Source organism: Alkaliphilus serpentinus (genome assembly GCF_009017255.1).
Lineage (GTDB): Bacteria > Bacillota > Clostridia > Peptostreptococcales > Natronincolaceae > Alkaliphilus_D > Alkaliphilus_D serpentinus.
The window spans coordinates 222769-247514 of record NZ_WBZB01000013.1 but is presented as its reverse complement, the minus strand read 5'-3'; the positions used below and the strand labels follow the sequence as shown (position 1 = coordinate 247514).

Here is a 24746-nt window from a genome sequence, read left to right as displayed (position 1 = left end):
TATTATATTTATTGGGAATAAACAAACGATAAGGGGGCATGATTATTTGGAAAAAATATTAAGTATTGATAACATATCAAAGGAGTTTGGTGGTAAGACGGTAGTAAATCACATTTCCTTTGAGGTTTATAAGGGTGAAATAATGGGGATTCTTGGACCAAATGGAGCTGGAAAATCCACCACCATTAGGAGTATTATGGGGATTATCTATCCTGACTCTGGAAGAATACTTTTCCATAACCATAATAGCAAAGGGATTCCTATAAATAAAATAGGCTACCTTCCCGAGGAAAGAGGTCTATACAAGAATGTTAAGGTAATGGATGTATTATTGTATTTAGCAGACTTAAAGTGCTATCCAAAGGATAAAGCAAAAAAACGAATATTAGAGTATCTAGAGAAGTTTAACCTAAAGGGTAAGGAAAAAGTTAAGATTGAGGAATTATCAAAGGGAATGGCCCAGAAGGTACAATTTATAGCTTCAATTCTACATGAGCCAGAGCTATTGATTTTAGATGAGCCCTTCTCTGGATTAGATCCTGTAAGCCAAGATGTGTTTAAAGAAGAAATCAGAGAAATTGCCAAGGGTGGGACCTCTGTTTTGCTTTCAGCCCATCAAATGAACTTGGTAGAAGCCCTATGTAATAGGATATTCCTAATCAATGAGGGCAAGAAGGTTGTATATGGAAGGTTAGAGGAAATTAAAGAATCCTTTGCTAATTTCAAATGTACAATTAATGGCAACAATGGTTATAACGTTGATTTTACTTTATTTCCTTCAGTTGAACGTGTAGAGTCTGTAGACGACAACAAGGTTATATATTTTAAAAAAGGTGCTTCTGTCAATGAGTTTTTGCAGAAGCTATCAAAGGATATCGATATAAAGGAATTACATATCGATCGAATATCCTTACATGATATCTTTGTAAAGATTGCAAAGGGAGGTATGAATAATGACTAATACATTAAAGGTGGCTTCATGGGAAATAAAGAAAAACTTAACCAATAAATCCTTTTTAATTTCAATTATTCTTACTCCTTTAATGATGATTATATTTGGTGGTCTTCCTTCCCTTTTAAGCATGCTGGAATTTAATCAAGTTCACACCCTTTATGTAAGGGATGAAATAGGCATTTATCAGGAGCTAGAGGCAAGCTTTAATGAAGAAGAAATAAAAGTTCTTCAATATGATGGAACTATTGAGGATCTCCGTAAGGAGGGGAAAAAAGCTAGAACAAGTTATTTAGAGCTTAATGAGGAGGCCATGGCATCTAATAGAATTAATTTATATACTCTAGATGATGCAAAGCCCAACACCAGTAGCATAGAAGCTGCTGTAAACCAAATTATCGAAAATAGAAAGATGTCAGACCTAGGGTTAAGTAATCAACAAATTCAAGAGCTTAGAGAGGGCTATAGTTTAAATATCATAAATGCAGAAGGGGAGAAGGAAGATTTTATGAGAAAAATCATTCCAGCCATCTTCGCAGCCATAATCTATTTTTCCATTTTTATTTCTGGATCAATGACCTTTCAGAGTGCAACCCAGGAAAAAAAGGATAAAATGGTGGAGGTTTTAATGTCCTCAGTAACCCCAAGGGATCTAATGCAGGGAAAGATTATTGGATGCTTTGTATTAGGGATGATTCAAGTTTTGGTATGGCTGGCGGTTGGAATTCCCATTGCCTATTATCTATTTGATATTCCAGTTTTTCAACTGTTAGCGATAAAGGAATTACCGATAATGCTTCTATTTGCTCTATTGGGCTACTTATTATATTTTTCTATGTTCGTAAGCCTTGGCTCAACCATAGAAGACCCAGCATCAGCTGGAAATTTTCAAGGGATGATATTTATATTACCAATGCTACCCTTTATGTTCTTCGGGCCTATATTAGCAAATCCCCATGGAATTGTAGCAAAGATCGGAACCTATTTCCCCTTTTCAACCCCTGGAGTGATGCTGGTTAGGATAACCTTAGCCAATCAAGTGCCAGCAATCGAAATCATCTTAAGCTTATTAATACTATGTGTTACCACCTATTTTGTTATGAAGCTGGCAGGGAAGCTATTTAAAACCGCAATCCTGATGTATGGAAAAAATGCAACCCCTCAGGAAATCATGAAATGGCTTAGACATTAATTCTATATGTAAATTAAACAGCCTCCTATTTAGGAGGTTCTTTAATTTATAGTAACATTTTTCCTTATTGACATTTATATCGGCAAACGATATACTTTTTATAAAGGTATCGTCAGACGATATATCGCGATACGATAATCAACTTAAGGAGTGATAAAAAATGCCGGAGTCTCAAGATCGAAGTCCATTAACTGAGGCGGTATATTACATATTACTGGCACTACATACACCAATGCACGGCTATGGTATCATGCAATTTGTTAAGGAACTTAGTCAGGAACGGGTAAATTTAGGGGCAGGAACCCTTTACGGAGCCATTAATACTCTGTTGGAAAAGGGATATATTAAGGCTCTACCCAGCGATAATGATAGTAGGAAGAAGGAATACGAGATTACCCCTTTAGGGAAAAATGTTGTTTTAGATGAAATAGAAAGACTACAGGAATTGATTGAACAGGGAAGGACAATTGTTAGGGGGGATGGCAATGAAATATAAAGCATATAAATATATTGTAGACTTTGAAAAGGAAGAAAAATGGTTAAATGAGATGGCTAATAAAGGAATGAACTTTATAGACTATAGTTTGCCATGTCGCTACTTATTCGAAGAAGGCAACCCTGGAGAATATACCTATAGACTGGAGCTATTAAATAATAGCCCCAATCATCCTGAAAGTAGGGCCTATATTAAATTTATGGAGGAAGCAGGAGCTGAGTTGGTTTCAACCTATTTTAGATGGGTCTGGTTTAGAAAGAAATCCTCCGATGGGCCCTTTGATATCTATTCAGATAACTCATCTAAAATAAAGCATTATAAGAGGGTGGCATGGTTTGTTGGTTTAGCAGGCCTCGCAAATTTAGTTGTAGGCTTATTTAATTTTCTTTACGGCTTTTTTATTAGTGGACCTCAATATAATTATTACTTTAATGCCTATATATCACCCATAAGCTTTACTGTGGCAATAATCTGTATAATTCCCTTTATATCTTATATTAAAAGGATTGCTATACTAACGAAGGATAGTAGAATTCATGAGTAAGTAAATGAATGGAGGTGCTGGTATGAAAATAGTTGTAGCTCCTGACTCCTTTAAAGGTAGTTTGTCAGCCGTAGAGGTGGCCGCAAGAATAGAGGAAGGAATCAAAAGGGCAGGAAATGATATATTGGTTAAAAAAATCCCCGTTGCAGATGGTGGGGAGGGTACAGTAGAGGCATTGGTAATCGCAACGGAGGGAAGAATGATTTCTAATAAGGTTTCGGGACCTTTGATGGAGGAGATTGACTCGTATTTTGGTATTCTTGGAGATGATAAGACAGCTGTAATTGAAATGGCAGCAGCAGCTGGACTGAGCCTCGTAAAGGAAAATTTGAGAAACCCTATGGAGACCACCACCTATGGGGTAGGAGAATTGATAAGGGCAGCTCTAGACTGGGGCTGTAAAAGAATGATCATTGGAATAGGCGGTAGTTCCACCAATGACGGAGGTATGGGAATGGCTCAAGCCTTAGGGGCTGAATTCTATGACGATAGTGGTAGCCTATTGAAATATGGTGGAAAGCAGCTTTCTAAAATACATACAATTAATGTCTCAAAGCTTGATGAAAGGTTAAAGGAAGTTGAAATAATTGTTGCTTGTGATGTCAATAATCCTCTATATGGACCAGAGGGGGCTGCCCATATTTATGGCCCTCAAAAAGGTGCAACCCCTCATATGGTAGAGGCTTTGGATAAGGGACTTAGAACTTATGCGGATAAAATAAAGGAACTATTAAAGGTTGAAATAGCTGAAATACCAGGTAGTGGAGCTGCCGGTGGCTTAGGAGGAGGACTGATTGCCTTTACCAATGCAAACCTATCTCCCGGCATTGATATTGTAACGAAGTTTTGTAGATTTGAAGAGGAGATCATCGATGCGGACCTTCTGATTACGGGGGAAGGAAAAACCGATAAGCAAACTGCCTATGGGAAGGTCCCGGTAGGATTAGCAACTATAGCCTCGAAGCACAATGTTCCAGTGGTGTGCTTATCTGGTGGATTGGCTGCTGGCTATGAAGAGGTTTATAAGCATGGAATTGATGCCACCTTCAGCAATGTCTGTGACTGTATGACCCTAAAGGAGGCAATGGATAATGCAGGTAAGATGCTGGTAGAGAGGTCATATTCTATTGCAAGACTGGTAAAAAAACTGAAGGGATAAAGGTCTAGATCACAGGAGGTAATTTAATGATTACTCCCCATATATCCTGGGCAACCAAGGAAGCGCGAATAAGGCTTATGGATGCAGTGGTAGATAATTTAAAGGCCTACTTAATGGGTAAACCCATCAATGTAGTAAACAAATAATAAATAATGAGGACTACTGGTATCAGTAGTCCTTTAGCATTTATAATGAATAAACCCCTTTATTCTTTACCACCATCACATCATGGTAGTGTTTTTTTGTTTCCTCAAATACAACATGACTTACATTTACCACCATTACACCTTCAAAGTTTAAGATGGTTTTTTCAATTTCCTTAGCAATGGCTGAATCTAAGCTTGCAAAGGCTTCGTCCAAGAAAATAATATCGGATTTTGCTAAGAGTCCCCTTGCAATGGCTATTCTACTCTTTTCACCACCAGAAACATTTTTTCCATTATCATAAATGATACTATCCAAGCCATTGGCTAGACCATCAACGTAATCCCTAAGACCTGCTCTGTCGATGGCTAGGTTGATTTCAGTTTCCGTATAATCCTTATACAGAGTTATATTATTCCTAACTGTATCCTCAAATAGGAATACCTGCTGCTCTACATTGGCAATAAAGGTAAAATAGCTTTCCTTCTTTACATCCTTAAGATTTATACCATCCAACTGAATGGTTCCACCCTGAGGAGCAAAATATTTTCTTAGGAGCTTTAATAAGGTTGATTTACCTCCCCCACTTGGGCCAACAATCAGATACTTTTCTCCCTTTTTTAGGGTCAGACTGATCTCCTTTAAAACCTCTGTGTCTTCATAGCTAAAGGATACATTATTGAACTCTATAGCATCTTTAAATCCATCAATCTCTAGGGTTTCTTCATAATTATCCTGATTTTTTAAGCTTTCATCAATCTTAATGAACAAGGATTTTGTAGAAAAGATCTTTGGCATCCATTCACCCAACTGAATTAGTGGCATCATCAGCTTTTCTACGTTATTGACTATCAGAATAACTCCACCTAAGGTAAGACTTCCTGTTATGGCCATATAGGTGGATATTCCCACGATCCCCATAAAGGTAAGGGACATGTTAAGATTTTGAAGGGAAGTAATATAGGTTGAAATCTTATCAATAACATAACCCTTTTCTTGAATAGCGTGGCTTTTTTTATAAAAATCATCCTGTACCTTTTCCGTTAGGTTATTGGATTTAATAATATGGAAGGCACTTAGAACCTCTTTAATATAGGATGTATAGCTTTCATATAGTTCACTTCTCTTACTATGATGCTTTTGCAAAGGTTTACTAAGCAAGGTGGAAATAATGGTGCTGAGAATACCAATTCCAATACCAGCCCCCAATGCAACGGGACTAATGTAACCAATTACTAAGAAGGCAACAATAAAATTTACAATACTTACGATTACCTCATAAACCCCTTCGATAAAATTTGCTTCTATAGTAATAATATCATTGGTTAGGGCAGAAACATATTTTGAATTATTGTCCCTTTGAAATTCATTGATATTCTTTTTAAAGACTCTGCTGATGTAATCAACCTTGGTATTGGTGACGGCCCTTCTTTTAAAAATTCCCTTGCTGTAGGAAAGAAACAAGCTGAAGGGCAGGAGGGTAAGGGCTATTATGATGAGCTTTACCACATCTTCTTTAAAGGCAACTCTATTTCCCTCCATTACAGCATCTATAGAATTCATCATAAAGATTGATATTAATCCATCCAATACAGATGCAAGGGTGGCAACCACCAAAATTAAAAGCATATGGGGTAGAACCTTTCTTAATAGCTTCTTCATACTGCCACCTCCCTAAGATAATCTTGACTTTGATGCTGAAGGATTTGACCGTTATTCAACTCTAACACATAATCATACTTTTCGGTGATGCCTTCATAATACCTATGGGAAATAGCAATAACAGTACTATCTAAGGATAGAATTGTATCTTCAATTGCACTTCCTAATTCTTGGTTAAGGCTTGAGGTACCTTCGTCAACAAAAAGTAAACTGGCATCTTTAATTATAGCCCTAGCAATGGAGATCCTCTGTCTTTGACCTCCCGAAAGATTTTTACCATTTTCCATTAATGGTTCATTGAGGCCCAATTCCTTCGTTGCCAAAAACTCATCCAGACCAGCATGTTTTGTAGCCTTTAAAATCCGCTTCTCAGGCATATCCTTAAAGAGGGTTATGTTATTTTTTACGGTATCCTCAAATAAAAATACATCCTGATAAATATAAGAAACGTGATCATTAATGGTATCTTCTTTTATTTCCCGAAAATCTACTCCATCCACCTTTATTGAACCCTCATAATTGTCATAAATCATTGATAAAAGCTTTATCAAAGTAGATTTTCCTGCCCCACTGGGTCCCTTTAATAAGTATTTTTTCCCCTTTTCAATGGTGAAGGAGGCCCCCTTAAGAATTTCCTTACCTTCATAGGAGAATCTTAAATCCTTTACTTCAATGAATTTATTAAAGCTAAAGCTTTGCTTTTTATTGATACTGGTTGTGGCTTCACCATCACTTTTGGTTATTTTATTATAAATTTTGGCTGCAGCCTTTAAGTCATTAAATAGAGGAAGGACCATACCAATCGTCCATACACAGCTATTGGCCAGCTGAAGCATAAAGGTTATTCTGGTGATGGATTCACCAGCAAAAGCCAAGTTTAATAGATACATAAGAATACCCACAAAAATAACGTAGCCTAAAAATCTTGTTAGGCTTCTTTGGCCCTCAGTGAACACAGTAAAGTGGAATTTCTTCCTTTCTACATCATCTACCTTCTTAAGGGACTTATATAGAAATTCATCCTCCAGTCTATTAAGCTTTAGTATTTCTAAACCGTTCAAGGTGTTAGAAATACCTACTGTAAAGCTTTCATTATTATCTGAAACCTCCTCCTGAAGCTTAACGGTTCTTTTTTCAAACCTTTTACTTAAGAAGAATACAGATAAGGAAATAATCAACATAACCATTGCAAACCTAAAGTCCATAAACATCAATAGGCCTATGGAGGCGATATAGGCCCCACCCCTAAATATGACGTTTATCAGCTTAAAGAAAAATTCCCGCTCAAAAATATTAACATCATTTACAAGATTGGAAATATAAACATCCTTTGATTTCTTACTGAAGCCCTCGTAGGATTTTTTTAAAATCTTATCGAAGGCATTTAGCCGAACATCTAAAATGGTATCCCTCATATAGCTAATACGCATAAATCTTGAAGCCATAAATAGTAAAATTCCCAACAATGTTATTGCAATGTTAATCATAAGAACCTTAATAAAGTAATCAATGGTGGCCACTTCAATGCTTCCGATTAAAAGGGCAAAGGAGTAGTTCTTCAATACTTGGTCTATTACTGGAAATAAACATGCAAAAACATATAATATAAATCTGCTTTTTCTTTTTAATAATAATTCCCTCATACAACACCCCCTGATGATAATTATAAACGATAATTCAATACTTTCATAATAAAAGAATATAAGAAAAATTATAGAAATAAAACCTGCTCTGGTCGGTTTTTATCTCCGTCTTCAGACTGAGATATAAAACTAGTAGATTCTAACAAGCTAAATGTTTGGAAAACTTAATAGCTTTATGGCTTTCTATGAGGGCGATACTTTAAAGGGGGCCAACGACGATTTTGTGCTAAAGGGCAAGGGATTGGGTATTGAAGTAGAGCACCCTACTGGACACCATGGTTTTGATATAAAAAACAATGATGATACTTCTAGAGCGATTATCCTTCAATCCATAGATTTTATCAAGAATCATTTTAATAAATAAGTAGAAAAGAAAGAATCCTTTGAAAAACCTATTTACACCTTGATGGTTTATTAGTATAATAAATATGGTCTAAATTTATAGGAGAAGGAGGCTTGTATGCTTATGACGCCAGCTAATTGCTAATATTAATTTAATCAAAATTAAATTAATGATTTATTTTAGGGAGTTATTTTAGCCTAGTTTTATTAGGCTTGTTTGTGTACCCTTCAATAATTAGCAATTAGAAGTGAACTTACATAGCTAAAATTATAAATGCTTATTTAGATATTTACATATCCTCCTTTACAGTAGAAGGGGGTTAATGAATATTTTCATTTAAGTATAGACGTTTTTTATAGACTATAGAGGTAACGACTTCTATAGTCTTTTATATTTCTTTAAAACTAAGCCCTAATGAATTTTTAGGTTCTTAAAATACGTGCTTTTAAGGTAACTATAGTGCTAATTTAGAAGGGTACAGCATCCATAGGAAAGGAGGTTATTATATGACGCCTGCCATTAAGGTAATGTTTTTAAATCAATAAACGGAAGGAGTATAAAAGTTTATGATTACTACATTACCCAAAATGAATAGAATGAAAAAACACCATATTCCTTACCGTACAAACTCAAATTCAGGAGGTAAGGAAAATGGAGAAAAGCTTAAAATTAAAGTGGAAAATATACAATGGAACCATAGATAGAGTAGAACGATATTGCCATAACTGTGGTAAGAAGGTGATATTTGAAGATTCCTTAAAAAGAAGACAAAATGCCAATGGGAAGATTATATTCCATTTCGCAATATATAAGTGTCCTAAGGGCCACACCTGGAATAAAGAAATTGACTCCTTTAAAGCAGTATCGGGTCTAGAAAACCTAGATGGTGAGTTTCTAGAAAAAGCCAGCAGGTATAGTGACTTAAGAATCCATAAGCTAAAAGAAAAGAATCTTCAGGAGGTTGAAATTTTTCTAGAGGTCCTCCAGGAAAAGGTTAGAATAGATAAGTTTCTAGCAGAAAAGATAGAGGATGTCAGTAGAAATGAAATATCAAAGCTTCTGGAGAATGGTTCAATTAGAGTAAATGGTGAGGCTGTAAAAAGAAAGCAGAGTATCAATGAAAAAGATCTTATTCTAATTAAGATAGGAGAAATATAAATGAAAACAGTAGAAAAAGGTATTGAGTACAGAGAAATAACAATAGAAGAATGTGATAGAATTGCAGAGATTGACCCTAGTCAGTTTATTGAAAGGGTATGGCGTAAAAAAGAAGGCCAATACAAATTAATTACCATAAATTATAAGGAAGAGGGATGGCCGGATGGCTATGAAGGCTATAGAGATGAGCTGATTAAGACTATAGAAGATGGGGGAGCTGCCTTTGGTGCTTTTCATAATGATACTTTGGTGGCCTTTGCTTCCCTAAATCATGATTTCTTTGGGTGCACCGCTAAATATCTTTTACTAGATTCCATGTTCGTATCAAAAGATTATAGGGGTAGGGGAATAGGAAAAAAGCTTGTGCAACTTTGTAGAAATCAAGCCTTAGACTGGGGGGCGGATAAGCTTTATCTATGTGCAGCTTCTTCAGAAGCTACCATTGCCTTTTATAAGTCTATTGGCTGTGTAGAAGCTGAAGAGATTAACCAAGAATTGTATGAAAGTGACCCTAGGGATATTCAATTGGAATATTCGTTAAGATAAAAAAATCCCGATCTAGAAACAAGATGCTAGATCGGGATTTTTTTATTCTAATCCTAATAATTTTACATTGTCCTTAAACAAATCAATTAAGCTGCTATGGTCAGGACCAGGGAAGTTTCTAAGCTCAACCCTCTCTACATTGGCCAGCTCAGCTATGGTCATCCCTTGAGGATTATGGTAATTATCAATAATTAAGTCAGGACCCATATTAGCCAATTCACCCATTTTTGCAGGGCTTAGCTCTTCTGCTCCGAAGACTGCCACGACATCATAGCCTAAAGATTTAACAAAGGCTTGCATATGAACATGTACCAGTACTTTTGTTTCAGCTACATTATGATCCTGGGCTTTTTTCATAATTTTTGATATAACCTTCTTAAATTCTGCTTCCCATTGGGCTTGACCTTCTTGGGTTCCAATAGCATCGGCAATTACATGGGTTTGTTCATGGAGATTGACATAGGTATTGGTGGTGGTTACCTTAATGATTTTCTTCTGATCAATATTATTGGCTTCAATCATTTTGTTCATAAAGCCTTCATAACCAGCCATGATTATAAAATCTGCCTCCTGTAGGGCTACAACATCACTAGGCTTAAAATCATACTCAGGTGGATGCTTCAACTCAACAGGAGCTAATACAACAACATTCTTGGCACCAGCAGCTTCCGCCATTAAAGCAGTCCAACTGGTGGATGCTACAATTTTTAATTCCTCAGCTACTTCATCCTCGATGTACTCTACAGCTTCCTGATTGTCTTCAGGGGTTACAGCTTCCTCAGTAGCTTTACAGCCTATTGTCAATAAAGAAATAATCAGGATACTTACCATTAATAAAACGATTTTTTTAGATTTCATTCTCATCCTCCTAGATGTTTTTTTTTATTTTGTTGGAATCATGATACTTATTAATAAAAATGTAACTCCTGTTAATGTAATGGTTGCTCCCGTTGGTAAATCCATTACCATCGATAATAATAAACCTCCGGTGGTAGTTAGCATTCCAAGTAAAGATGTTATAACCAATAACTGCTTAAAGTTTTTTGCAATCCTCATGGCTGCCATGGCTGATAAAAGGATTAAGGCATCAATCAGTAGGGCTCCAACAATCTTCATTGCCACGCCAATGGCAAGCCCTGTTAAAAATAAGAGTCCATTACGGATTTTCTGAGCAGGAACCCCCAACCATTCTGCCTGTTCTGCATCGTAAAAAATTAATTGAATTTCTCTAAAAAAGGTAAAATAGGTAGTTAAGATTATTAAGCCTAAAACTGCAACAAAGACTATATCACTATTGGTTAAGGTTAATATACTACCGGTGAATAATGAAAAGACATCTAAAGCGGGAACACCAGCCTTGTAAAAGAGCAAAAAAGCAACTGCAATACTTCCCGTCATGAAAAAACCGCCAATGATGCCTGTATCCAGTTTGAACTTGTCCGAAAGGGGGCCAAACAGTAGAGATCCAATGGCAATAGCAGTAATTGCCGCTGTTAATGGATTGGCCCCTAGGGATAATCCAATAGCTCCTCCAAGGAGGCCAAAATGCATTAGGGCAAATCGTAGGGTGGTCATGTTAAACACTACAATAACGATTCCCAATAGGGATATTGTACCCCCAGCTATGATTGCTCCTATTAGAGCCCTTTGAAAGATGGGTACTTTGAAGAATTCCAATAGAGTCATATAACCAGCTCCAAATCCTTTTGAAATGTCCCATTCCTTAAATGAACCACTCTATCACTTACCCTTCGAGTATGAAGCTGATCATGGCTAATCATTAAAATCGATAGGTGGTATTCCTTTCGAATACTATGAAGGATATTATCCAGCTTCTGCTGAGATTCTATATCTAAATGGGTATTTGGCTCATCTAATAATAGGATTCGGGGGTGTCTGGCCAATGCTCTAGCGATGTTTAACCTTTGAATTTGTCCTCCCGATAGCCTTCTGCAGTCCTGGTGACTCAGATGACTTAAATCAACAAGCTGAAGGATGTCTTTTGCAACTTCCTTGTCCTCTGCAGAGGGCTTTTTAAAGTATGAAAAGGATGATCCCCATCTTCCTAAAAGGGTTGCTTCAAAAACCGTTATGGGAAAATTACCTTGATTATGTCTTTGGGGTACATATCCAATTTGTGAGCGAAGCCAGGTTTTTTCATTGCTCTTTGTAACATCTACATTAAAGATTTTAATATTTCCCTTCATAATGGGCAATAGTTGTAGGATGCCCTTAAAGAGGGTGGTTTTGCCTGCGCCGTTCTCTCCAAAAATGGATACAAACTCTCCTACCTTTATATTTAAATAAAGGTTTCGAAGTATTGTATGATTGCCATAGCCCATTGTTAAATCCCGCAATTCAATGGCATTTTCCATGAAACCAAACCCTTTCTTTAGATATTTAGAAGCTTTGAAATAAAACATAAAAAAACATGAAGTAAAAGTAGCCAATTCTCTACAAGCTACGAATCTTCATGATTCAATACATTCGCTATTCATTTATACAAAGCTTATTTGCTTTACTATGTACATATATTCATATATGCTATATAGAGTTCATCTCTAATATCAGTAATTATAGCAGTAAAGCATTAAAAAGTCAACGTTTATATGGCTATTCACATTGGGTATCATTTTGATGAAACCTTATAGATGGTTATATTTATTAAGATTTTCTGATATAATTGTATTGATCGTATTTAGGGGAGGTTTTTATATGAAAATTGCCGTAATAGATGGACAAGGTGGAGGTATAGGAAGAGCCCTTATTGAAAGAGTCAAAAGCCTGGGTAACAAAACCCTACATATTCAAGCCTTTGGAACCAATACCATGGCTACATCCAACATGCTTAAGGCTGGTGCCGATGAAGGTGCAACCGGAGAAAATCCTATAATTTTTAATGCCGATAGAGTAGATGTAATTATGGGACCAATAGGGATCATATCGGCAAACTCTATGCTAGGTGAGCTTACTCCGTCGATGGCCAATGCAATTTCTCAAAGCTCAGCAACGAAAATTCTCATTCCCTTTAACAAGTGTAATATCTTTGTAACTGGGGTTGCAGATGAATCTTTACAATATCATTTAGATTGTGCCTTAGACAAAATTAAAGAGTTAATCCAGTAATAAAGAGTCAGAGAAGGAATTCCTTAATCTGACTCTTTTAAATATTATATGATTTTTAAGAAGGTTTCCACTAGTTGAGGGTCAAACTGACTCCCTGTACATCTTTTTATTTCTTCTATAGCTTCTTCTTTGGTTTTACATGGAGAATAGGGTCTGTTGTGAAGCATGACATCGTAGGCGTCAATTAATGTGATTATTCTAGATATAACAGGAATTTCTGGGCCCTTTAATCCCCTAGGATAACCCATACCATCCCACCGTTCATGATGGGCTAGAACATATTCTCCTATTGTAACCATATTGGTTGATGACATCAAAATTTGGTATCCTATCTCGGTGTGTCTTTTCATGATTTTCCATTCTTCCTCTGTAAGGTCTCCAGCTTTAGATAATATACTGTCAGGAATTCCTATCTTCCCAATATCATGCATTACGGCTGCTAAGCTTAACTCATCCAGTTGATTGTCGGAAAGGCCAATCTCTTTCCCTAATTTTAAAGACAATACCTTAATCCGCTCTCCATGCTCCTTGGTTTCGAAGGTTTTTTCTTCGAGGGTAGCCTGTAATGAAGAGATTATTGAACTCCGTATACTTTTACTTTCATTTAGCTTATTCTTATACATTCTATCATCTGCTTCTTTAATAAGCATATCTAAGGTACAATTCTTTGAAGTCTTCGAGGCGTAGCCAAGGGCTATACTGGGTTGAATTACAGAGGACTTATCCCTCTTGCAAAGATCTCTTATTCTATCACAGATTCTTTTTGCAACCAATTCATCTGTGTTAGGCAACACGATTGTGAACTCGTCTCCACCTAATCTTGTAATAATATCATTTTTTCTACAGGCCATAAGAAGAATATCCGCTATTTTTTTTAGCAATTCATCTCCAGCCTTGTGGCCAAAGGCATCGTTGGCGAGCTTTAAGCCGTTGATATCTCCGATGATTATAGTTAATGGATACGCTTCTTCCTCATCAAGGGCTTTAATGATTTCATCAAAGTAGGCTCTATTAAAAAGGCCTGTAAGCTTGTCGTGATAGCTCATATGAACAATTTTTTCCTCAGCTCTTTTTCTGGAGGTAATGTTTTGGGCTACACCTTGAATTTCATAAGGGCTGCCATCTTTGTAAATTAAGCTATTATAAGTTTCAAGTACAATTTTTTCATGATGCTTATTCATAACATCTATCTCTATGGGTTTTTCAAGATTATCTACAGCATAGTTTATGTAACTGGGAACTTCATCTGAAGTATGAACTATTAACTCCTCAATGTGCTTACCAATCAACTCTTCTCTAGAATAACCCAATAATTTTAAACAAGCGTTATTGGCAGAGGTTATATACCCATCCAGACTATAGGTGTATATTACAGCTGCGGCATTTTCATATAGACTTCTATACCTTTCTTCGCTTTCCTTAAGCTTATCGGCTAATACCTTTTGTTGAGTGATGTCTCTTAAAATCCCCTTTTCAGATACGGGTAAACCTGATTCATCTCTTTCTAGTATTAACCATTCTTCAACCCAACGAATTTCTTTGTTTTTACAGATAACTCTATAGGAATGCTTGAACTCATCCATACCCATTTTTCTTGCGTGATATACTCTTTCTTTCGTTTTCTCTACATCTTCCTTATAAAGAAAATTCCAATAATCCTTTAGTTCTCCAGTATAAAAATCCTCAGGAGTGTAGCCAAATCTTGATATATTATTTGTAACAAATTTTGTCGGAATATCAAGTGTTAAGGTCCATTCAAAGACAACAATATCGCTTTTTTCAATTATTTTATATGCCTTTTCAAGTTCTTTATTGGAAATACTAAGCTGCTCTAAGGAGGCACTTGATTTCTTGATAGAAATCAACATTGAATCTAAGATATAGTTTAAGACTTCCTTTAGGGTAAAAAGGTGGTCTTTTTCATCTATTGGGAATCTATAATTAAAATTGTATTCTGGAATCAACTGTAGCACTTTTGATAAATCGTCAATTTCTTTCTTGAAATCGTAGCTATTCACTTTATCCTGACTCTCCTCCATACAATACTAAAATTTTAAAACTATTAATACTTTCTACTAATCTAGAGAAAATCCTTCAATAGTCGACAAATATCCACTCTATAAAATTTTAGTTGACTAATGAAAGAATAGATAATATACTTAACAATGTTAATAAAATTAACGATGTTAATTAAAGAATAGGAATGATGACAATGAATAAAAGAAATTTACAAAAACAAAGGATTATGAGGTTTTTTATAGATGCAGCTAAAGAAATCATAAAAACCGAAGGAATAAAGAATATTACTGCCAGAAGGGTGGGAGAAACTGCAGGATACTCCTATGCTACAATATATAACTACTTCAAGGATATGAATACACTGTTAACCTATTGTGCATTTGATTTTTTAGAGGATTGCTATGAGCATGTCATTACCTTTAAAGATGATAAGTGGGATTGTAAGGAACAACTAATTATTTATAATATAGAATTCTTTAAGTATTTTGCAGAAAATCCTGAAATATTTAAACTGGTTTACCTTGAAGATTTAGGCAAAATTCCAGAGGAGTTAAGTAAAAGACCCTCGATCAGCCGTCTGATCTTAGATAACCTCAACGAATCCTCAAAAAAAGGATATCTTCAGAAAAACTCCATAGATTTATTGTTAGAGCTAATGGGAGCAAGTATTCATGGAAAGCTATTATTCTATCTGAATAGACCAAATGAGAATCAAGACCTTGACTTTGTTTTACAGGTTATAGAGAAGGAAATAGAGTTTCTATTAAATAATAATGAGGTGAAGAATTATGAATAATGGAAAAACATTAAAAAGGGTTGTTATTGGAACTTTATGTGTAATTGTAGGAGTTGCAGCAGTGTTTTACATAGGTTTACGTAGTAAGCTAAAGGAATTTAGTGATGAAGTGAGTAAAATTGAAATGAACAGTATTGATTTAACCGGTGTTGAAGATGGTACATATTCTGGAGAATTTGATTTCGACGAGATGGTTGGTGCAGCAGTAGACGTAACTGTAGAAAAAGGTATAATTACTGCTATTAAAATCATAAATCACAAAAGTAGTGGCTTTGGTAAGAAGGCGGAGGCAATTGTAAATAGCGTCATCCAAAAACAAAGTCTTCAGGTGGATGCCATTTCAGGGGCGACGGGAAGCAGTAAAATCATCCTAAAGGCTATTGAAAAGGCGTTAGTTCAATAAAAATTAGCGCCAACTTTGATTAAGGTGGCGCTAATTCTATTATGGTTTATAATTTGAAGGGTAAATAAATTTTTGCTTCGCAGTAATCATTGGAGGTTATAGTGCTATCAATTTCTTCAAATCGGAAGCCGCCTTCTCGTATAAAATCATAATTGTTTGCTGGTATCCAAGTTGAATAGATATAGTCGTATAATGCCTTCATTGTATGTAGGGAAATATACTCAGCGTGATGTCTACCGATATAATGAAAAACAGCATATTTACAGCTGGGGAGAGTGTCATAGAACATACCTTTTGGTATATCTTCAAAGGAGTTGACTTCAACCGACGGCATATAGTATGTATAATCAGCTGAATGATCAACCAGCCTAGTAAGACCTATATAAATGTGGGGATTAAGAGTATTTTTAATATGAATACGCTGATTATGGAAAAAATTTACCCCTCTACTGTTGGCTAAATTTTTTACATACTTGTCCTTAAGCTTAATAATATCTTTTACACCAACAAGCTTCATTTCAGGACGTACAATATATTGAGGTTGAAATAGAATTCCATCATCAATAGAGGTACAAAAATCAAGATTTATCCTATCAACTATTTTTACTGGAATTTGATTATTGCGAAATTTTGCTGGTGTAATACCAAACTCCTTTTTAAAGGCCCGTATGTAACTCTGTTCATAGTTAAAGTGGTACTTTAATGCAATATCAATTACCTTCATGTCAGTATATAACAGCTCATACAAGCTACAAGCCAGCTTTCTAGATTTGACATACTCCATCATTGTAAAGTTGGTAAGGTTTTTAAATATCCTTATTAAATGAAACTTAGAAATGCAAAAAGAACTAGATAGCGATTCCAATGTAAGATCACCTTCAATATGATCCTCAATATAATTAATTAAATTTTCTACACTAGAATATAAGCTTGTTGTTGTCATAATATATACCTCGCAAAAGAGAGCAATTTTTGTTAATTAATAATTTTATATATATTATATAATAATTTTGGGGAATTGGGATTAACCAATAAATTTTAACATTTAAACTAAATGTGTAAGGGCCTTATGAAAATAAGGCTCTTACTCGTTTATAGAGAATTCTGATTAGATGTCGAATTATATAGTAATATGTGGAATTAATCCCCTGGCAATTTAATGCTTATAAAATTCCATATCTTAGTTTATTAGCTTGCATAATTTGGTATAATTAAGATAAATCTTAGGGAGGGATATGATAATGAAGTATAAATTGCTACATACATGTATTCGAGTTATGGACTTAGAGAAATCTTTAAAGTTTTATAAGGAGGCCCTAGGACTAATCGAAACAAGAAGAAAGGATTTTCCAGAGCATGAGTTTACTTTGGTTTTTTTAAGTGATGGGAACAAAAATTTTGAGATTGAATTAACTTACAATTATAATCCTGAAAAGCCCTATGTCATCGGAAATGGCTTTAGTCATATTGCCGTGTCTGTAGAGGATTTAGAAGCTTCTAGAGATAGACATGAAAAAATGGGCTACAAAGTAACGAAGCTAATGGGGTTGCCAGGGAGCCCGCCACGATATTATTTTGTTGCTGATCCAGATGGCTATGATGTGGAAATTATTAGGGCGTAACGATCTTCTTTAGTAAAGCCTCCTTTATAATGGGAGGCTTTACTATTTGAACCCAACCTTACTTAAGACGTAAATCCTTTATAAATGATGAGATGAAATGTCGAAAATGAAATGCTGAACACCCATCACGATTAGAAGGTGATGATATTGCAATAGAGTTGACAAATATAGGGTGATTTAGTATGATTTAATTGTAGCAATATGATTCGAGAAATGAAGGGTGGAATGCTGTCGGGCAACACTTGATGTAATCAATCAAATACATAAGTGAAGCATGGAGATGAAGGATAAAATCATAAATTGAATTTAATTGGTTGACAAGTCTGTTTTAATAAACATTTTTTTGTCGTGGCTAATTTTCAATTTAGATTTTACTCTTTGATCTCTAGATGGTAAACCTGTTTTATAAGGAGCCGTAGAGTAAAATCTATCGGCTCCTTTTTTTTATCAACTCAATCATTTTGCTACAATACTTTAGAAGGAAGGTTTTGTTTAATGGAATTAATGGAAGCTATCAAACAAAGAAGATCAATTAGAAGCTATCTTACCAAGCCAATAAAAGAGGAAATTTTAGAAGAAATCTTAGATTCAGCAAGATATGCCCCCTCTGGAGGAGATTCTCAGAGCTGGCTTTTCGGTGTAATAAAGGATGAAGAAAAGAAAAAACAGCTAGCACAGGCTGCTGGAAATCAAAGCTGGATTGCTGAAGCACCTGTTATTATCGCTTGCTGTGCTAGGCTTGATAATGATATGTCAAAGCTACCCAAGGATGATTTTGGAGTGGTGGTGAACCATACTAGATTTGGTGAAGACTTTATTGAGTATATGAATCAATACTCTGATAGAAAAATGGCAGCCACCTTCTGGTGCAACGCTGTTCCTTTAATACCGGGAGAGCATATTGCTCTGGCGGCAGCCAATAGAGGACTTGGAACCTGCTGGGTGGGTTATTTGGATGTTAGAAGGTCTAGTAAAATTCTGAATTTGCCCGAGAATGTAGCATGTCTCTTCCTAATGCCTATGGGCTATCCTGCTGAGGAGCCAAGGGAAATTTATAGAAAAACCCTTGGCGAAATCTTATTCTATGATGACTGGAAGCAAAACAAATAAAATAGATTTAAAAAGAAAGGATGTATTATCATGATAAAGAAGATTTTTGAGTATTTAAAGAAACCAGACCTATATGCACCTAGCACTACAAAATTCTGGGATGATGAGCATATCTCAAAGGGAATGCTGGAGTCCCACCTAGATCCTGAAACTGGAGCCAGTAGATCCTATGAATTTATGGATCTATCTGTCGAGTGGATAGGAAAAATAGCTCCAGCTAATGTATATAATCAGTTCTTGGACTTAGGATGTGGTCCAGGGTTATATGCCGAAAGATTCGTTAAAAAGGGATATTCCATCACAGGAATCGATTATTCTAAAAGATCTGTAGCCTATGCTACAGAGAAGGCTGTAGAAAGGGGGGATGCCATTAAATATATCTATCAGAATTACCTAGATATAGATTATGAAAATGAGTTTGATGTAATTATACTAATCTATTGTGATTATGGAGTTTTAAACCCTAGTCAAAGGTCCCTTTTGCTAAAAAAGGTTTACAAGGCCCTGAAAAAAGGTGGAAAGTTTATTTTAGATGTTTTTAGTCCGAAATTCTTTGATAGTAAGAAAGAATCGAATATTTGGTATATGGAGGAAGGAGGAGGATTTTGGCGACCAGATACCTACCTATGCTTAGAGTCCCACTTCATATATGATAAAAATACTAGATTAGATCAGCATGTTCTAGTAGATATTAACGGTGATGTTGAGGTGATAAGAGTTTTTGAACACTGCTTTTCAAAAGAAGACCTTAAAAAAGAGATGAAAGATGCAGGCTTCGGTTCAATAGAATTTTTTTCAGATGTAGCTGGTAAACCCTTTGATGAGGAATCTAAAACAATTTGTATAGTAACAACAAAGTAGAAAAAAAAGCTGTAATTTTTACAGCTTCAGACCATCGAAAAAGTATAAAACTGTAATTAAACACCTATATTCTTAAATAATGAGAAATCTGCGGAGATAAGAATAAAAGAACGAGAAAATTACAGAATAGTATTTTCAATGTCTGAGCCGAAGGTGAGTTTTGAAAATACCTGTGATTTTTGAGTTCATCCTGCCTTTTGACCGAGAGCCAATTTCTCAGTTTTAAAATATAGGGGTTTTTCGATAACCTCAAGCTGTAATTTTTACAGCTTTTTTCTTTAAAAATAGATGTCAGAAAACTCGATAGTAACCCTTTCGATTTTATCATTGTTGGTAGCATCAGAAGCCTTTATGTTGCTGGTGATTTGAGTATCATCTATAATTGTAATAGGGAGTTCTATAATAAATTCACTGCCCTTACCTAAAGCACTTACTAACCTGATACTGCCATTGTGAAGTTCAACTAAAAGCTTAACTAGTGATAGACCAATGCCACTGCCTTCTTGCCTTCTTTTCATTGAACTGTCAACCTGTACAAATCTTTGAAAAACCTTATCATGCATTTCATATGGAATTCCCATGCCAGTATCCTTAACGGAGATAACTACCATGTTAGCCTGAATATATATGTTTACATATATATACCCCTCTGATGGAGTAAATTTTATGGCATTAGATAAAAGGTTTAGCATGATCCTTTCAATTTTCTCTGGATCACATGCAACCAAACACTCTTCAACTTCTGTATCAAAGATGATACTGATGTTTTTTGCCTCAGCAAATGTTACAACTGATAGAGTAATATCTTCAACCACCTGAACAATATTATGGTTATGAACATCCAAAGACAAGGAACCTATATCAATTTTGGTAATATCGATTATGTTATTAAGTAACCTTATTAATCTAAAGCAATTCTGTTTGATGGTGTTGTTATGGCGTAGTATTTTATTTATTTTATTTCCTTCAACTCCATCGTTATGAATTATGGAATGTATTATTTGTTGGGCTGATAAAATTACATTTAATGGGGTTCTTAGTTCATGGGATATATTGGCTAAAAAATGGTTTCTTAAGGCTTCATACTCCCTAGCTTCCTCCAATAGCATGCTTTTTTCTTCACATAAGAGTTTTTCCTTTATGGCAGCGATTTCAGCTGCATGCCTTAAATCTATTTCATGGAGAAGACTCTGATTTGCTATTGTAAGTTCTTCTGTCTTTGCTTTGACTGCTTCCTCTAGATGTTTTTGAGAATTTTTGAGCTGTAGATTCTGATTTTGTATTATTCTTCTATGTTTAATACTATTAACAAAGGATGAATAGCCTATTCTTGCAATACCTATCCCCAATGCAATTAAAAAAGCAACATTTATAACATGTCCACTTACCTCCAATGGAGTTAATTTAATTTTGAATAATAATAAAATAAAAACGATTAAGCTGGTTAAGTAGGTAAGTGCACTTTCATAGGGGCTTTGAATTAATCCAGATGCCAAACAAAAAATTCCAATTATATAGGCAGATAGCTGTTTGTGGGTGCCCTGTGCATTAACAGCAAGAAAAACACACCATAATAAAACCATATTGATGTAAATATAAATTAAGATTCTATCAAATAAAATAGGATTTTTACGATAAATCATCAACAGATGCCTATTTTTATTAATCCAGAGATATGATATCAGGAAAACAACTATGAGTATATGAGAGAAAAACAGGTACTTATAATTTACGATTTCACCCCAAAACTTCATAAATTTTGTGATATCAATATGAAGCATAATGACATTAACTAGTAACAAAATCAATGTAATGGTTTTGATTCTAGAAAGGTTTAGGGAGTTTTTTGCCTTGTTTAATTCTGATTTTAGAAATAATGAATCATTCTTATGATTTAATTCTTCTGCAGGATATAAGGATTCTTCCATTTTTTTTGCTCCTTAATTTCAGAATAGTAAGTTAATTGTTTTATTCTAGATAAGGGAGAATAATCCTTTTTTACGAATTAAACCTATTACTAGAACTCCATATGTAGTCTCAAAAAAGTGGCGTTGCTGCAATAGGAATAAAACCACCCTTTACAAGAAGATATTTTAGTTTAGAATTTCTGATTAATGGGTAAATTTAAGGGAAGGTGGGATAAAGAAAAAAATCAAAGGAGCATAGGTAAAGCATATGTATAGATTAAATAAGCTTTGGAAACCAGAAGTTTATCAAGGATTACATAAAAGAGGTCCTTACTTTGAAGGCTGGTATTTTAAAAATACAGGAAAAGATGGAAGCTGCTGCTGGAGCTTTATTCCTGGAATTTCACTAACAAAGAATTATGTAGATAATCACTGTTTTATCCAAGCTATAGATGGAATAACGGGAGATAGCTGGTATATTACCTACCCTATAAATGAGTTTAAAGCCTCTACAGATAAACTAGAAATTAGGATTGGAGATAGCGTATTTTCAAGGGAAGGTATAGATTTAAACATAAAAAAGGATAGTTTTGAGTGTAGAGGTAGCTTAAAATATAGCAATATCATCAACTATCCCAAAAGGCTTTTAGCTCCAGGAATCATGGGTTGGTACTCCTTTGTACCCTTTATGGAATGCTATCATGGAATCGTGAGTATAAACCATCAAGTGAAGGGATCCCTTACAATAAATAATCATTTACAGGATTTTAATGGTGGGAAGGGCTATATTGAAAAGGACTGGGGAAAATCCTTTCCCTCCTCTTGGATTTGGATGCAGTCCAATAATTTTCACAATGAAGAGGCATCTTTAATGGTTTCAATTGCTAAAATACCATGGATGGCCCATAGCTTTGTAGGTTTTTTATCCTTTATATATGTTGATAATCAACTTTACAGCTTTGCAACCTACAATGGTGGTAGAGTTTCAGAAATATCCTATATTGATGATAAAATTCATATTGAGATTGAAAATAAAAGCTATATGTTACATATTAATGGAGGATATACTGAAGGGGGAAACCTACAGGCACCAACCCCTAAGGGGATGAATAGAAGGATAAAAGAAAGTATTTCTTCAATTCTTGATGTCAGGCTATTGGAAAAGGGGGGGAGAGTAATCTTTAGCTCCACGGGTTTAAATAGTGGTATGGAAGTATGTGGGGATATTGAAGAGCTAATTCCCAAGAAGTAACTTTTTTCTTTATTTTTTAGCTATCGAATGATAATATTAAGATATACGAAATAATAGAATTGCTAAATAGAAGGGGGAGGACAAAATGAATTTTGATCCACAAAGATACAGTTATCCATCTAGAAGAAATGTTGTTTATGGGCATAAAGGGATGGTGGCAACCTCTCAGCCCTTGGCTGCCCAAGCTGGCCTAGATATTATTAAGAAGGGCGGTAATGCCATTGATGCAGCCATTGCAACAGCAGCCTGCCTTACCGTTGTAGAACCCACATCCAATGGAATTGGAGGAGATGCCTTTGCCTTGGTATGGACCAAGGGGAAGCTCCATGGGTTAAATGGCAGCGGTAGAGCTCCAAAACAGATATCTGTCGAAGCAGTGAAAAAATTAGGTGATGAAATTCCCAAATTCGGTTGGACTCCTGTAACGGTTCCGGGGGCTCCGGCAGCATGGGCGGAACTGTCAGAGAAATTTGGAAAACTACCCTTAACAGAGGTGCTGGCTCCTGCCATTGAGTATGCAGAAAAGGGCCATGCAGTTGCTCCTATTGTGGCTAAATATTGGGAAAGGGCCCATGTGGTATATCAAAAGCTTCTTCCAGAGGAGCTTTTCAACAACTGGGCAAAGGTATTTGCACCAGAGGGTAAAACTCCTTCTGTAGGAGAAATATGGAGATCTCCTGACCATGCCAATACCCTCAGACTAATTGCTGAGACTAAGGGAGAAGCCTTTTATAAAGGGGAGCTGGCAGAAAAAATTGACTATCATTCTAAAAAGAATGGCGGCTTCCTTCGAAAGGAGGATTTGGCAGAACATCAATCAGAATGGGTTGATCCAATCCATGTAGAATATAAAGGTTATGAGGTGTGGGAAATACCACCTAATGGTCAAGGGATCATTGCCCTTATGGCATTAAATATTATAAAGGGTTTGGAAATTGATTTTTCTAAATCCCATGAGGTATATCATAAGCAAATTGAAGCCATGAAGCTGGCCTTTGCTGATGGACATAAATACATAACCGATGGTAGTAGGTTGAAGGTGCCTCTGGGGGATTTGCTATCGGAGGCCTATGGTAAGGAAAGAAGTAAGCTCATAGGAGAAAAGGCCATTAAACCTACAGCTGGTGAACCACCTAAGGGCGGTACTGTTTATTTGGCAACAGCCGATGGTGAGGGAAATATGGTATCCTTTATCCAGAGTAACTATATGGGCTTTGGATCTGGCGTTGTGGTTCCAGATACCGGAATAAGCCTTCAAAATAGGGGACATAACTTTACCTTAGAAGAAGATCACGTGAATGTGCTGATGCCTGGTAAGCGGCCTTATCACACAATCATTCCTGGCTTTTTAACCAAGGGAGGAGAAGCAATAGGTCCCTTTGGAGTTATGGGGGGCTTTATGCAACCTCAGGGCCATTTACAGGTGATTATGAATACAATTGACTATCATATGAATCCACAGGAGGCCTTAGATGCTCCTAGGTGGCAGTGGATGGCGGATAAAACCGTTGAAGTTGAAGGGCATATGGCAACAGTAGATGTTGAAAACCTCCATAGAATGGGCCATGATGTAAAGATGCAATGGAATAGTGGTGGCTTTGGTAGAGGTCAAATTATTTGGAAAACTAAGGAGGGCTCCTTAGTTGGTGGAACAGAGGCTAGGGCTGATGGTGCAATTGCTGCTTGGTAAAACAAGTGAATAAGAAGAGTGATTAGTTCATTTCAAAATCCTTATTTTGTAGGTTCATCGCAATACGCTGTGGTTCTAGATTTTCTTGTGCCTCGAATCTACAGTCTTTTAAATAGTCTGG

The 24746-nt window shown here is 35.7% G+C and carries 24 protein-coding genes; 16 read left to right on the top strand and 8 right to left on the bottom strand.

Translation table 11 applies throughout. The features are described from left to right. Positions 1–46: 46 nt before the first annotated feature. The 5 genes from F8153_RS05205 to F8153_RS05185 all read left to right on the top strand — a co-directional run bounded on the left by F8153_RS05205 (position 47) and on the right by F8153_RS05185 (position 4343). Positions 47–961, top strand: a complete 915-nt coding sequence (locus F8153_RS05205) for an ABC transporter ATP-binding protein (RefSeq protein ID WP_151865301.1) — start codon at positions 47–49, stop codon at positions 959–961. Next, positions 954–2144, top strand: coding sequence for an ABC transporter permease (locus F8153_RS05200; RefSeq protein WP_151865300.1), 1191 nt, complete (start codon positions 954–956; stop codon positions 2142–2144). The genes F8153_RS05205 and F8153_RS05200 overlap by 8 nt, the downstream gene beginning before the upstream one ends. Before the next feature lie 160 nt (positions 2145–2304). After that, positions 2305–2640 carry a PadR family transcriptional regulator gene (locus tag F8153_RS05195; protein ID WP_151865299.1) on the top strand — a complete coding sequence of 112 codons (336 nt, stop codon included), beginning with the start codon at positions 2305–2307 and terminating at the stop codon, positions 2638–2640. Then, positions 2630–3184 carry a DUF2812 domain-containing protein gene (locus F8153_RS05190; protein ID WP_151865298.1) on the top strand — a complete coding sequence of 185 codons (555 nt, stop codon included), beginning with the start codon at positions 2630–2632 and terminating at the stop codon, positions 3182–3184. Before F8153_RS05195 ends, F8153_RS05190 begins: the two co-directional genes overlap by 11 nt. Before the next feature lie 22 nt (positions 3185–3206). Further along, a complete protein-coding gene (locus F8153_RS05185; protein WP_151865297.1) occupies positions 3207–4343 on the top strand; it encodes a glycerate kinase in 1137 nt (378 codons plus the stop codon). 186 nt (positions 4344–4529) lie between these two features. Here F8153_RS05185 and F8153_RS05175 read toward each other — a convergent pair whose 3' ends face one another. Together F8153_RS05175 and F8153_RS05170 are read right to left on the bottom strand one after the other, a co-directional pair. After that, entirely contained in the window at positions 4530–6149 is a 1620-nt protein-coding gene (locus F8153_RS05175) for an ABC transporter ATP-binding protein (RefSeq protein ID WP_151865296.1), read from the bottom strand. Continuing rightward, on the bottom strand, positions 6146–7792 hold the full coding sequence (locus F8153_RS05170; protein ID WP_151865295.1) for an ABC transporter ATP-binding protein: 1647 nt from the start codon (positions 7790–7792) through the stop codon (positions 6146–6148). Before F8153_RS05170 ends, F8153_RS05175 begins: the two co-directional genes overlap by 4 nt. A gap of 151 nt (positions 7793–7943) precedes the next feature. On the opposite strand from F8153_RS05170, the gene F8153_RS05165 reads away from it, so the two are divergent. The 3 genes from F8153_RS05165 (at position 7944) to F8153_RS05155 (ending at position 9839) form a co-directional block, all read left to right on the top strand. Further along, positions 7944–8156, top strand: coding sequence for a hypothetical protein (locus F8153_RS05165; RefSeq protein ID WP_192929664.1), 213 nt, complete (start codon positions 7944–7946; stop codon positions 8154–8156). A gap of 630 nt (positions 8157–8786) precedes the next feature. Continuing rightward, a complete protein-coding gene (locus F8153_RS05160) occupies positions 8787–9293 on the top strand; it encodes a S4 domain-containing protein (RefSeq protein WP_151865293.1) in 507 nt (168 codons plus the stop codon). Next, positions 9294–9839 carry a GNAT family N-acetyltransferase gene (locus tag F8153_RS05155; RefSeq protein WP_151865292.1) on the top strand — a complete coding sequence of 182 codons (546 nt, stop codon included), beginning with the start codon at positions 9294–9296 and terminating at the stop codon, positions 9837–9839. Between the two features lie 42 nt (positions 9840–9881). On the opposite strand, the gene F8153_RS05150 is transcribed toward F8153_RS05155, so the two are convergent. From F8153_RS05150 to F8153_RS05140, 3 genes are read right to left on the bottom strand one after another with little or no spacing between them, the layout of a single operon-like run. After that, on the bottom strand, positions 9882–10697 hold the full coding sequence (locus F8153_RS05150; protein WP_192929663.1) for a metal ABC transporter solute-binding protein, Zn/Mn family: 816 nt from the start codon (positions 10695–10697) through the stop codon (positions 9882–9884). 24 nt (positions 10698–10721) lie between these two features. Beyond that, complete coding sequence (locus F8153_RS05145) at positions 10722–11525, bottom strand: metal ABC transporter permease (RefSeq protein WP_151865290.1); 804 nt, start codon at positions 11523–11525, stop codon at positions 10722–10724. Further along, the gene (locus F8153_RS05140; protein ID WP_192929662.1) at positions 11522–12214 is read right to left on the bottom strand and encodes a metal ABC transporter ATP-binding protein; all 693 of its coding nucleotides are present in this window, start codon (positions 12212–12214) and stop codon (positions 11522–11524) included. Before F8153_RS05140 ends, F8153_RS05145 begins: the two co-directional genes overlap by 4 nt. A gap of 340 nt (positions 12215–12554) precedes the next feature. Between F8153_RS05140 and F8153_RS05135 the strand changes: the two genes are divergently transcribed. Continuing rightward, a complete protein-coding gene (locus F8153_RS05135) occupies positions 12555–12965 on the top strand; it encodes a DUF3842 family protein (protein WP_151865288.1) in 411 nt (136 codons plus the stop codon). Positions 12966–13009: 44 nt separating this feature from the next. Here F8153_RS05135 and F8153_RS05130 read toward each other — a convergent pair whose 3' ends face one another. Then, positions 13010–15004, bottom strand: a complete 1995-nt coding sequence (locus F8153_RS05130; RefSeq protein ID WP_151865287.1) for a sensor domain-containing diguanylate cyclase/phosphohydrolase — start codon at positions 15002–15004, stop codon at positions 13010–13012. 173 nt (positions 15005–15177) lie between these two features. Here F8153_RS05130 and F8153_RS05125 point away from each other — a divergent pair, with 173 nt between their 5' ends. Next, the gene (locus F8153_RS05125) at positions 15178–15780 is read left to right on the top strand and encodes a TetR/AcrR family transcriptional regulator (RefSeq protein WP_192929661.1); all 603 of its coding nucleotides are present in this window, start codon (positions 15178–15180) and stop codon (positions 15778–15780) included. Continuing rightward, positions 15773–16183 carry an FMN-binding protein gene (locus tag F8153_RS05120; protein WP_151865285.1) on the top strand — a complete coding sequence of 137 codons (411 nt, stop codon included), beginning with the start codon at positions 15773–15775 and terminating at the stop codon, positions 16181–16183. Before F8153_RS05125 ends, F8153_RS05120 begins: the two co-directional genes overlap by 8 nt. Before the next feature lie 46 nt (positions 16184–16229). Here F8153_RS05120 and F8153_RS05115 read toward each other — a convergent pair whose 3' ends face one another. Continuing rightward, the gene (locus F8153_RS05115; protein WP_151865284.1) at positions 16230–17126 is read right to left on the bottom strand and encodes an AraC family transcriptional regulator; all 897 of its coding nucleotides are present in this window, start codon (positions 17124–17126) and stop codon (positions 16230–16232) included. A 298-nt stretch (positions 17127–17424) separates the two neighbouring features. Here F8153_RS05115 and gloA point away from each other — a divergent pair, with 298 nt between their 5' ends. From gloA to F8153_RS05100, 3 genes are all read left to right on the top strand, one after another. Continuing rightward, positions 17425–17805 (top strand): lactoylglutathione lyase, encoded by a 381-nt coding sequence (gloA, locus tag F8153_RS05110; protein WP_151865283.1) that lies wholly within the window; start codon positions 17425–17427, stop codon positions 17803–17805. A gap of 495 nt (positions 17806–18300) precedes the next feature. Beyond that, positions 18301–18915: a nitroreductase family protein gene (locus tag F8153_RS05105; RefSeq protein WP_151865282.1), complete on the top strand. Its 615-nt coding sequence runs from the start codon at positions 18301–18303 to the stop codon at positions 18913–18915. 30 nt (positions 18916–18945) lie between these two features. Next, entirely contained in the window at positions 18946–19776 is an 831-nt protein-coding gene (locus tag F8153_RS05100; protein WP_151865281.1) for a class I SAM-dependent methyltransferase, read from the top strand. A gap of 278 nt (positions 19777–20054) precedes the next feature. On the opposite strand, the gene F8153_RS16390 is transcribed toward F8153_RS05100, so the two are convergent. Continuing rightward, positions 20055–21704 carry a sensor histidine kinase gene (locus tag F8153_RS16390; protein ID WP_243136899.1) on the bottom strand — a complete coding sequence of 550 codons (1650 nt, stop codon included), beginning with the start codon at positions 21702–21704 and terminating at the stop codon, positions 20055–20057. Between the two features lie 247 nt (positions 21705–21951). Here F8153_RS16390 and F8153_RS05090 point away from each other — a divergent pair, with 247 nt between their 5' ends. After that, complete coding sequence (locus tag F8153_RS05090) at positions 21952–22935, top strand: tocopherol cyclase family protein (protein WP_151865280.1); 984 nt, start codon at positions 21952–21954, stop codon at positions 22933–22935. A gap of 85 nt (positions 22936–23020) precedes the next feature. Next, positions 23021–24625 (top strand): gamma-glutamyltransferase, encoded by a 1605-nt coding sequence (ggt, locus tag F8153_RS05085; protein ID WP_151865279.1) that lies wholly within the window; start codon positions 23021–23023, stop codon positions 24623–24625. Positions 24626–24746 lie beyond the last annotated feature (121 nt).

Excerpts from the sequence above, each read along its gene's own strand:
- F8153_RS05200 (WP_151865300.1), top strand. The coding sequence starts at position 954 with ATGACTAATACATTAAAGGTGGCTTCATGGGAAATAAAGAAAAACTTA.
- F8153_RS05195 (WP_151865299.1), top strand. The coding sequence starts at position 2,305 with ATGCCGGAGTCTCAAGATCGAAGTCCATTAACTGAGGCGGTATATTAC.
- F8153_RS05190 (WP_151865298.1), top strand. The coding sequence starts at position 2,630 with ATGAAATATAAAGCATATAAATATATTGTAGACTTTGAAAAGGAAGAA.
- F8153_RS05185 (WP_151865297.1), top strand. The coding sequence starts at position 3,207 with ATGAAAATAGTTGTAGCTCCTGACTCCTTTAAAGGTAGTTTGTCAGCC.
- F8153_RS05175 (WP_151865296.1), bottom strand. The coding sequence starts at position 6,149 with ATGAAGAAGCTATTAAGAAAGGTTCTACCCCATATGCTTTTAATTTTG.
- F8153_RS05170 (WP_151865295.1), bottom strand. The coding sequence starts at position 7,792 with ATGAGGGAATTATTATTAAAAAGAAAAAGCAGATTTATATTATATGTT.
- F8153_RS05165 (WP_192929664.1), top strand. The coding sequence starts at position 7,944 with ATGTTTGGAAAACTTAATAGCTTTATGGCTTTCTATGAGGGCGATACT.
- F8153_RS05160 (WP_151865293.1), top strand. The coding sequence starts at position 8,787 with ATGGAGAAAAGCTTAAAATTAAAGTGGAAAATATACAATGGAACCATA.
- F8153_RS05155 (WP_151865292.1), top strand. The coding sequence starts at position 9,294 with ATGAAAACAGTAGAAAAAGGTATTGAGTACAGAGAAATAACAATAGAA.
- F8153_RS05150 (WP_192929663.1), bottom strand. The coding sequence starts at position 10,697 with ATGAAATCTAAAAAAATCGTTTTATTAATGGTAAGTATCCTGATTATT.
- F8153_RS05145 (WP_151865290.1), bottom strand. The coding sequence starts at position 11,525 with ATGACTCTATTGGAATTCTTCAAAGTACCCATCTTTCAAAGGGCTCTA.
- F8153_RS05140 (WP_192929662.1), bottom strand. The coding sequence starts at position 12,214 with ATGGAAAATGCCATTGAATTGCGGGATTTAACAATGGGCTATGGCAAT.
- F8153_RS05135 (WP_151865288.1), top strand. The coding sequence starts at position 12,555 with ATGAAAATTGCCGTAATAGATGGACAAGGTGGAGGTATAGGAAGAGCC.
- F8153_RS05130 (WP_151865287.1), bottom strand. The coding sequence starts at position 15,004 with ATGGAGGAGAGTCAGGATAAAGTGAATAGCTACGATTTCAAGAAAGAA.
- F8153_RS05125 (WP_192929661.1), top strand. The coding sequence starts at position 15,178 with ATGAATAAAAGAAATTTACAAAAACAAAGGATTATGAGGTTTTTTATA.
- F8153_RS05120 (WP_151865285.1), top strand. The coding sequence starts at position 15,773 with ATGAATAATGGAAAAACATTAAAAAGGGTTGTTATTGGAACTTTATGT.
- F8153_RS05115 (WP_151865284.1), bottom strand. The coding sequence starts at position 17,126 with ATGACAACAACAAGCTTATATTCTAGTGTAGAAAATTTAATTAATTAT.
- gloA (WP_151865283.1), top strand. The coding sequence starts at position 17,425 with ATGAAGTATAAATTGCTACATACATGTATTCGAGTTATGGACTTAGAG.
- F8153_RS05105 (WP_151865282.1), top strand. The coding sequence starts at position 18,301 with ATGGAATTAATGGAAGCTATCAAACAAAGAAGATCAATTAGAAGCTAT.
- F8153_RS05100 (WP_151865281.1), top strand. The coding sequence starts at position 18,946 with ATGATAAAGAAGATTTTTGAGTATTTAAAGAAACCAGACCTATATGCA.
- F8153_RS16390 (WP_243136899.1), bottom strand. The coding sequence starts at position 21,704 with ATGGAAGAATCCTTATATCCTGCAGAAGAATTAAATCATAAGAATGAT.
- F8153_RS05090 (WP_151865280.1), top strand. The coding sequence starts at position 21,952 with ATGTATAGATTAAATAAGCTTTGGAAACCAGAAGTTTATCAAGGATTA.
- ggt (WP_151865279.1), top strand. The coding sequence starts at position 23,021 with ATGAATTTTGATCCACAAAGATACAGTTATCCATCTAGAAGAAATGTT.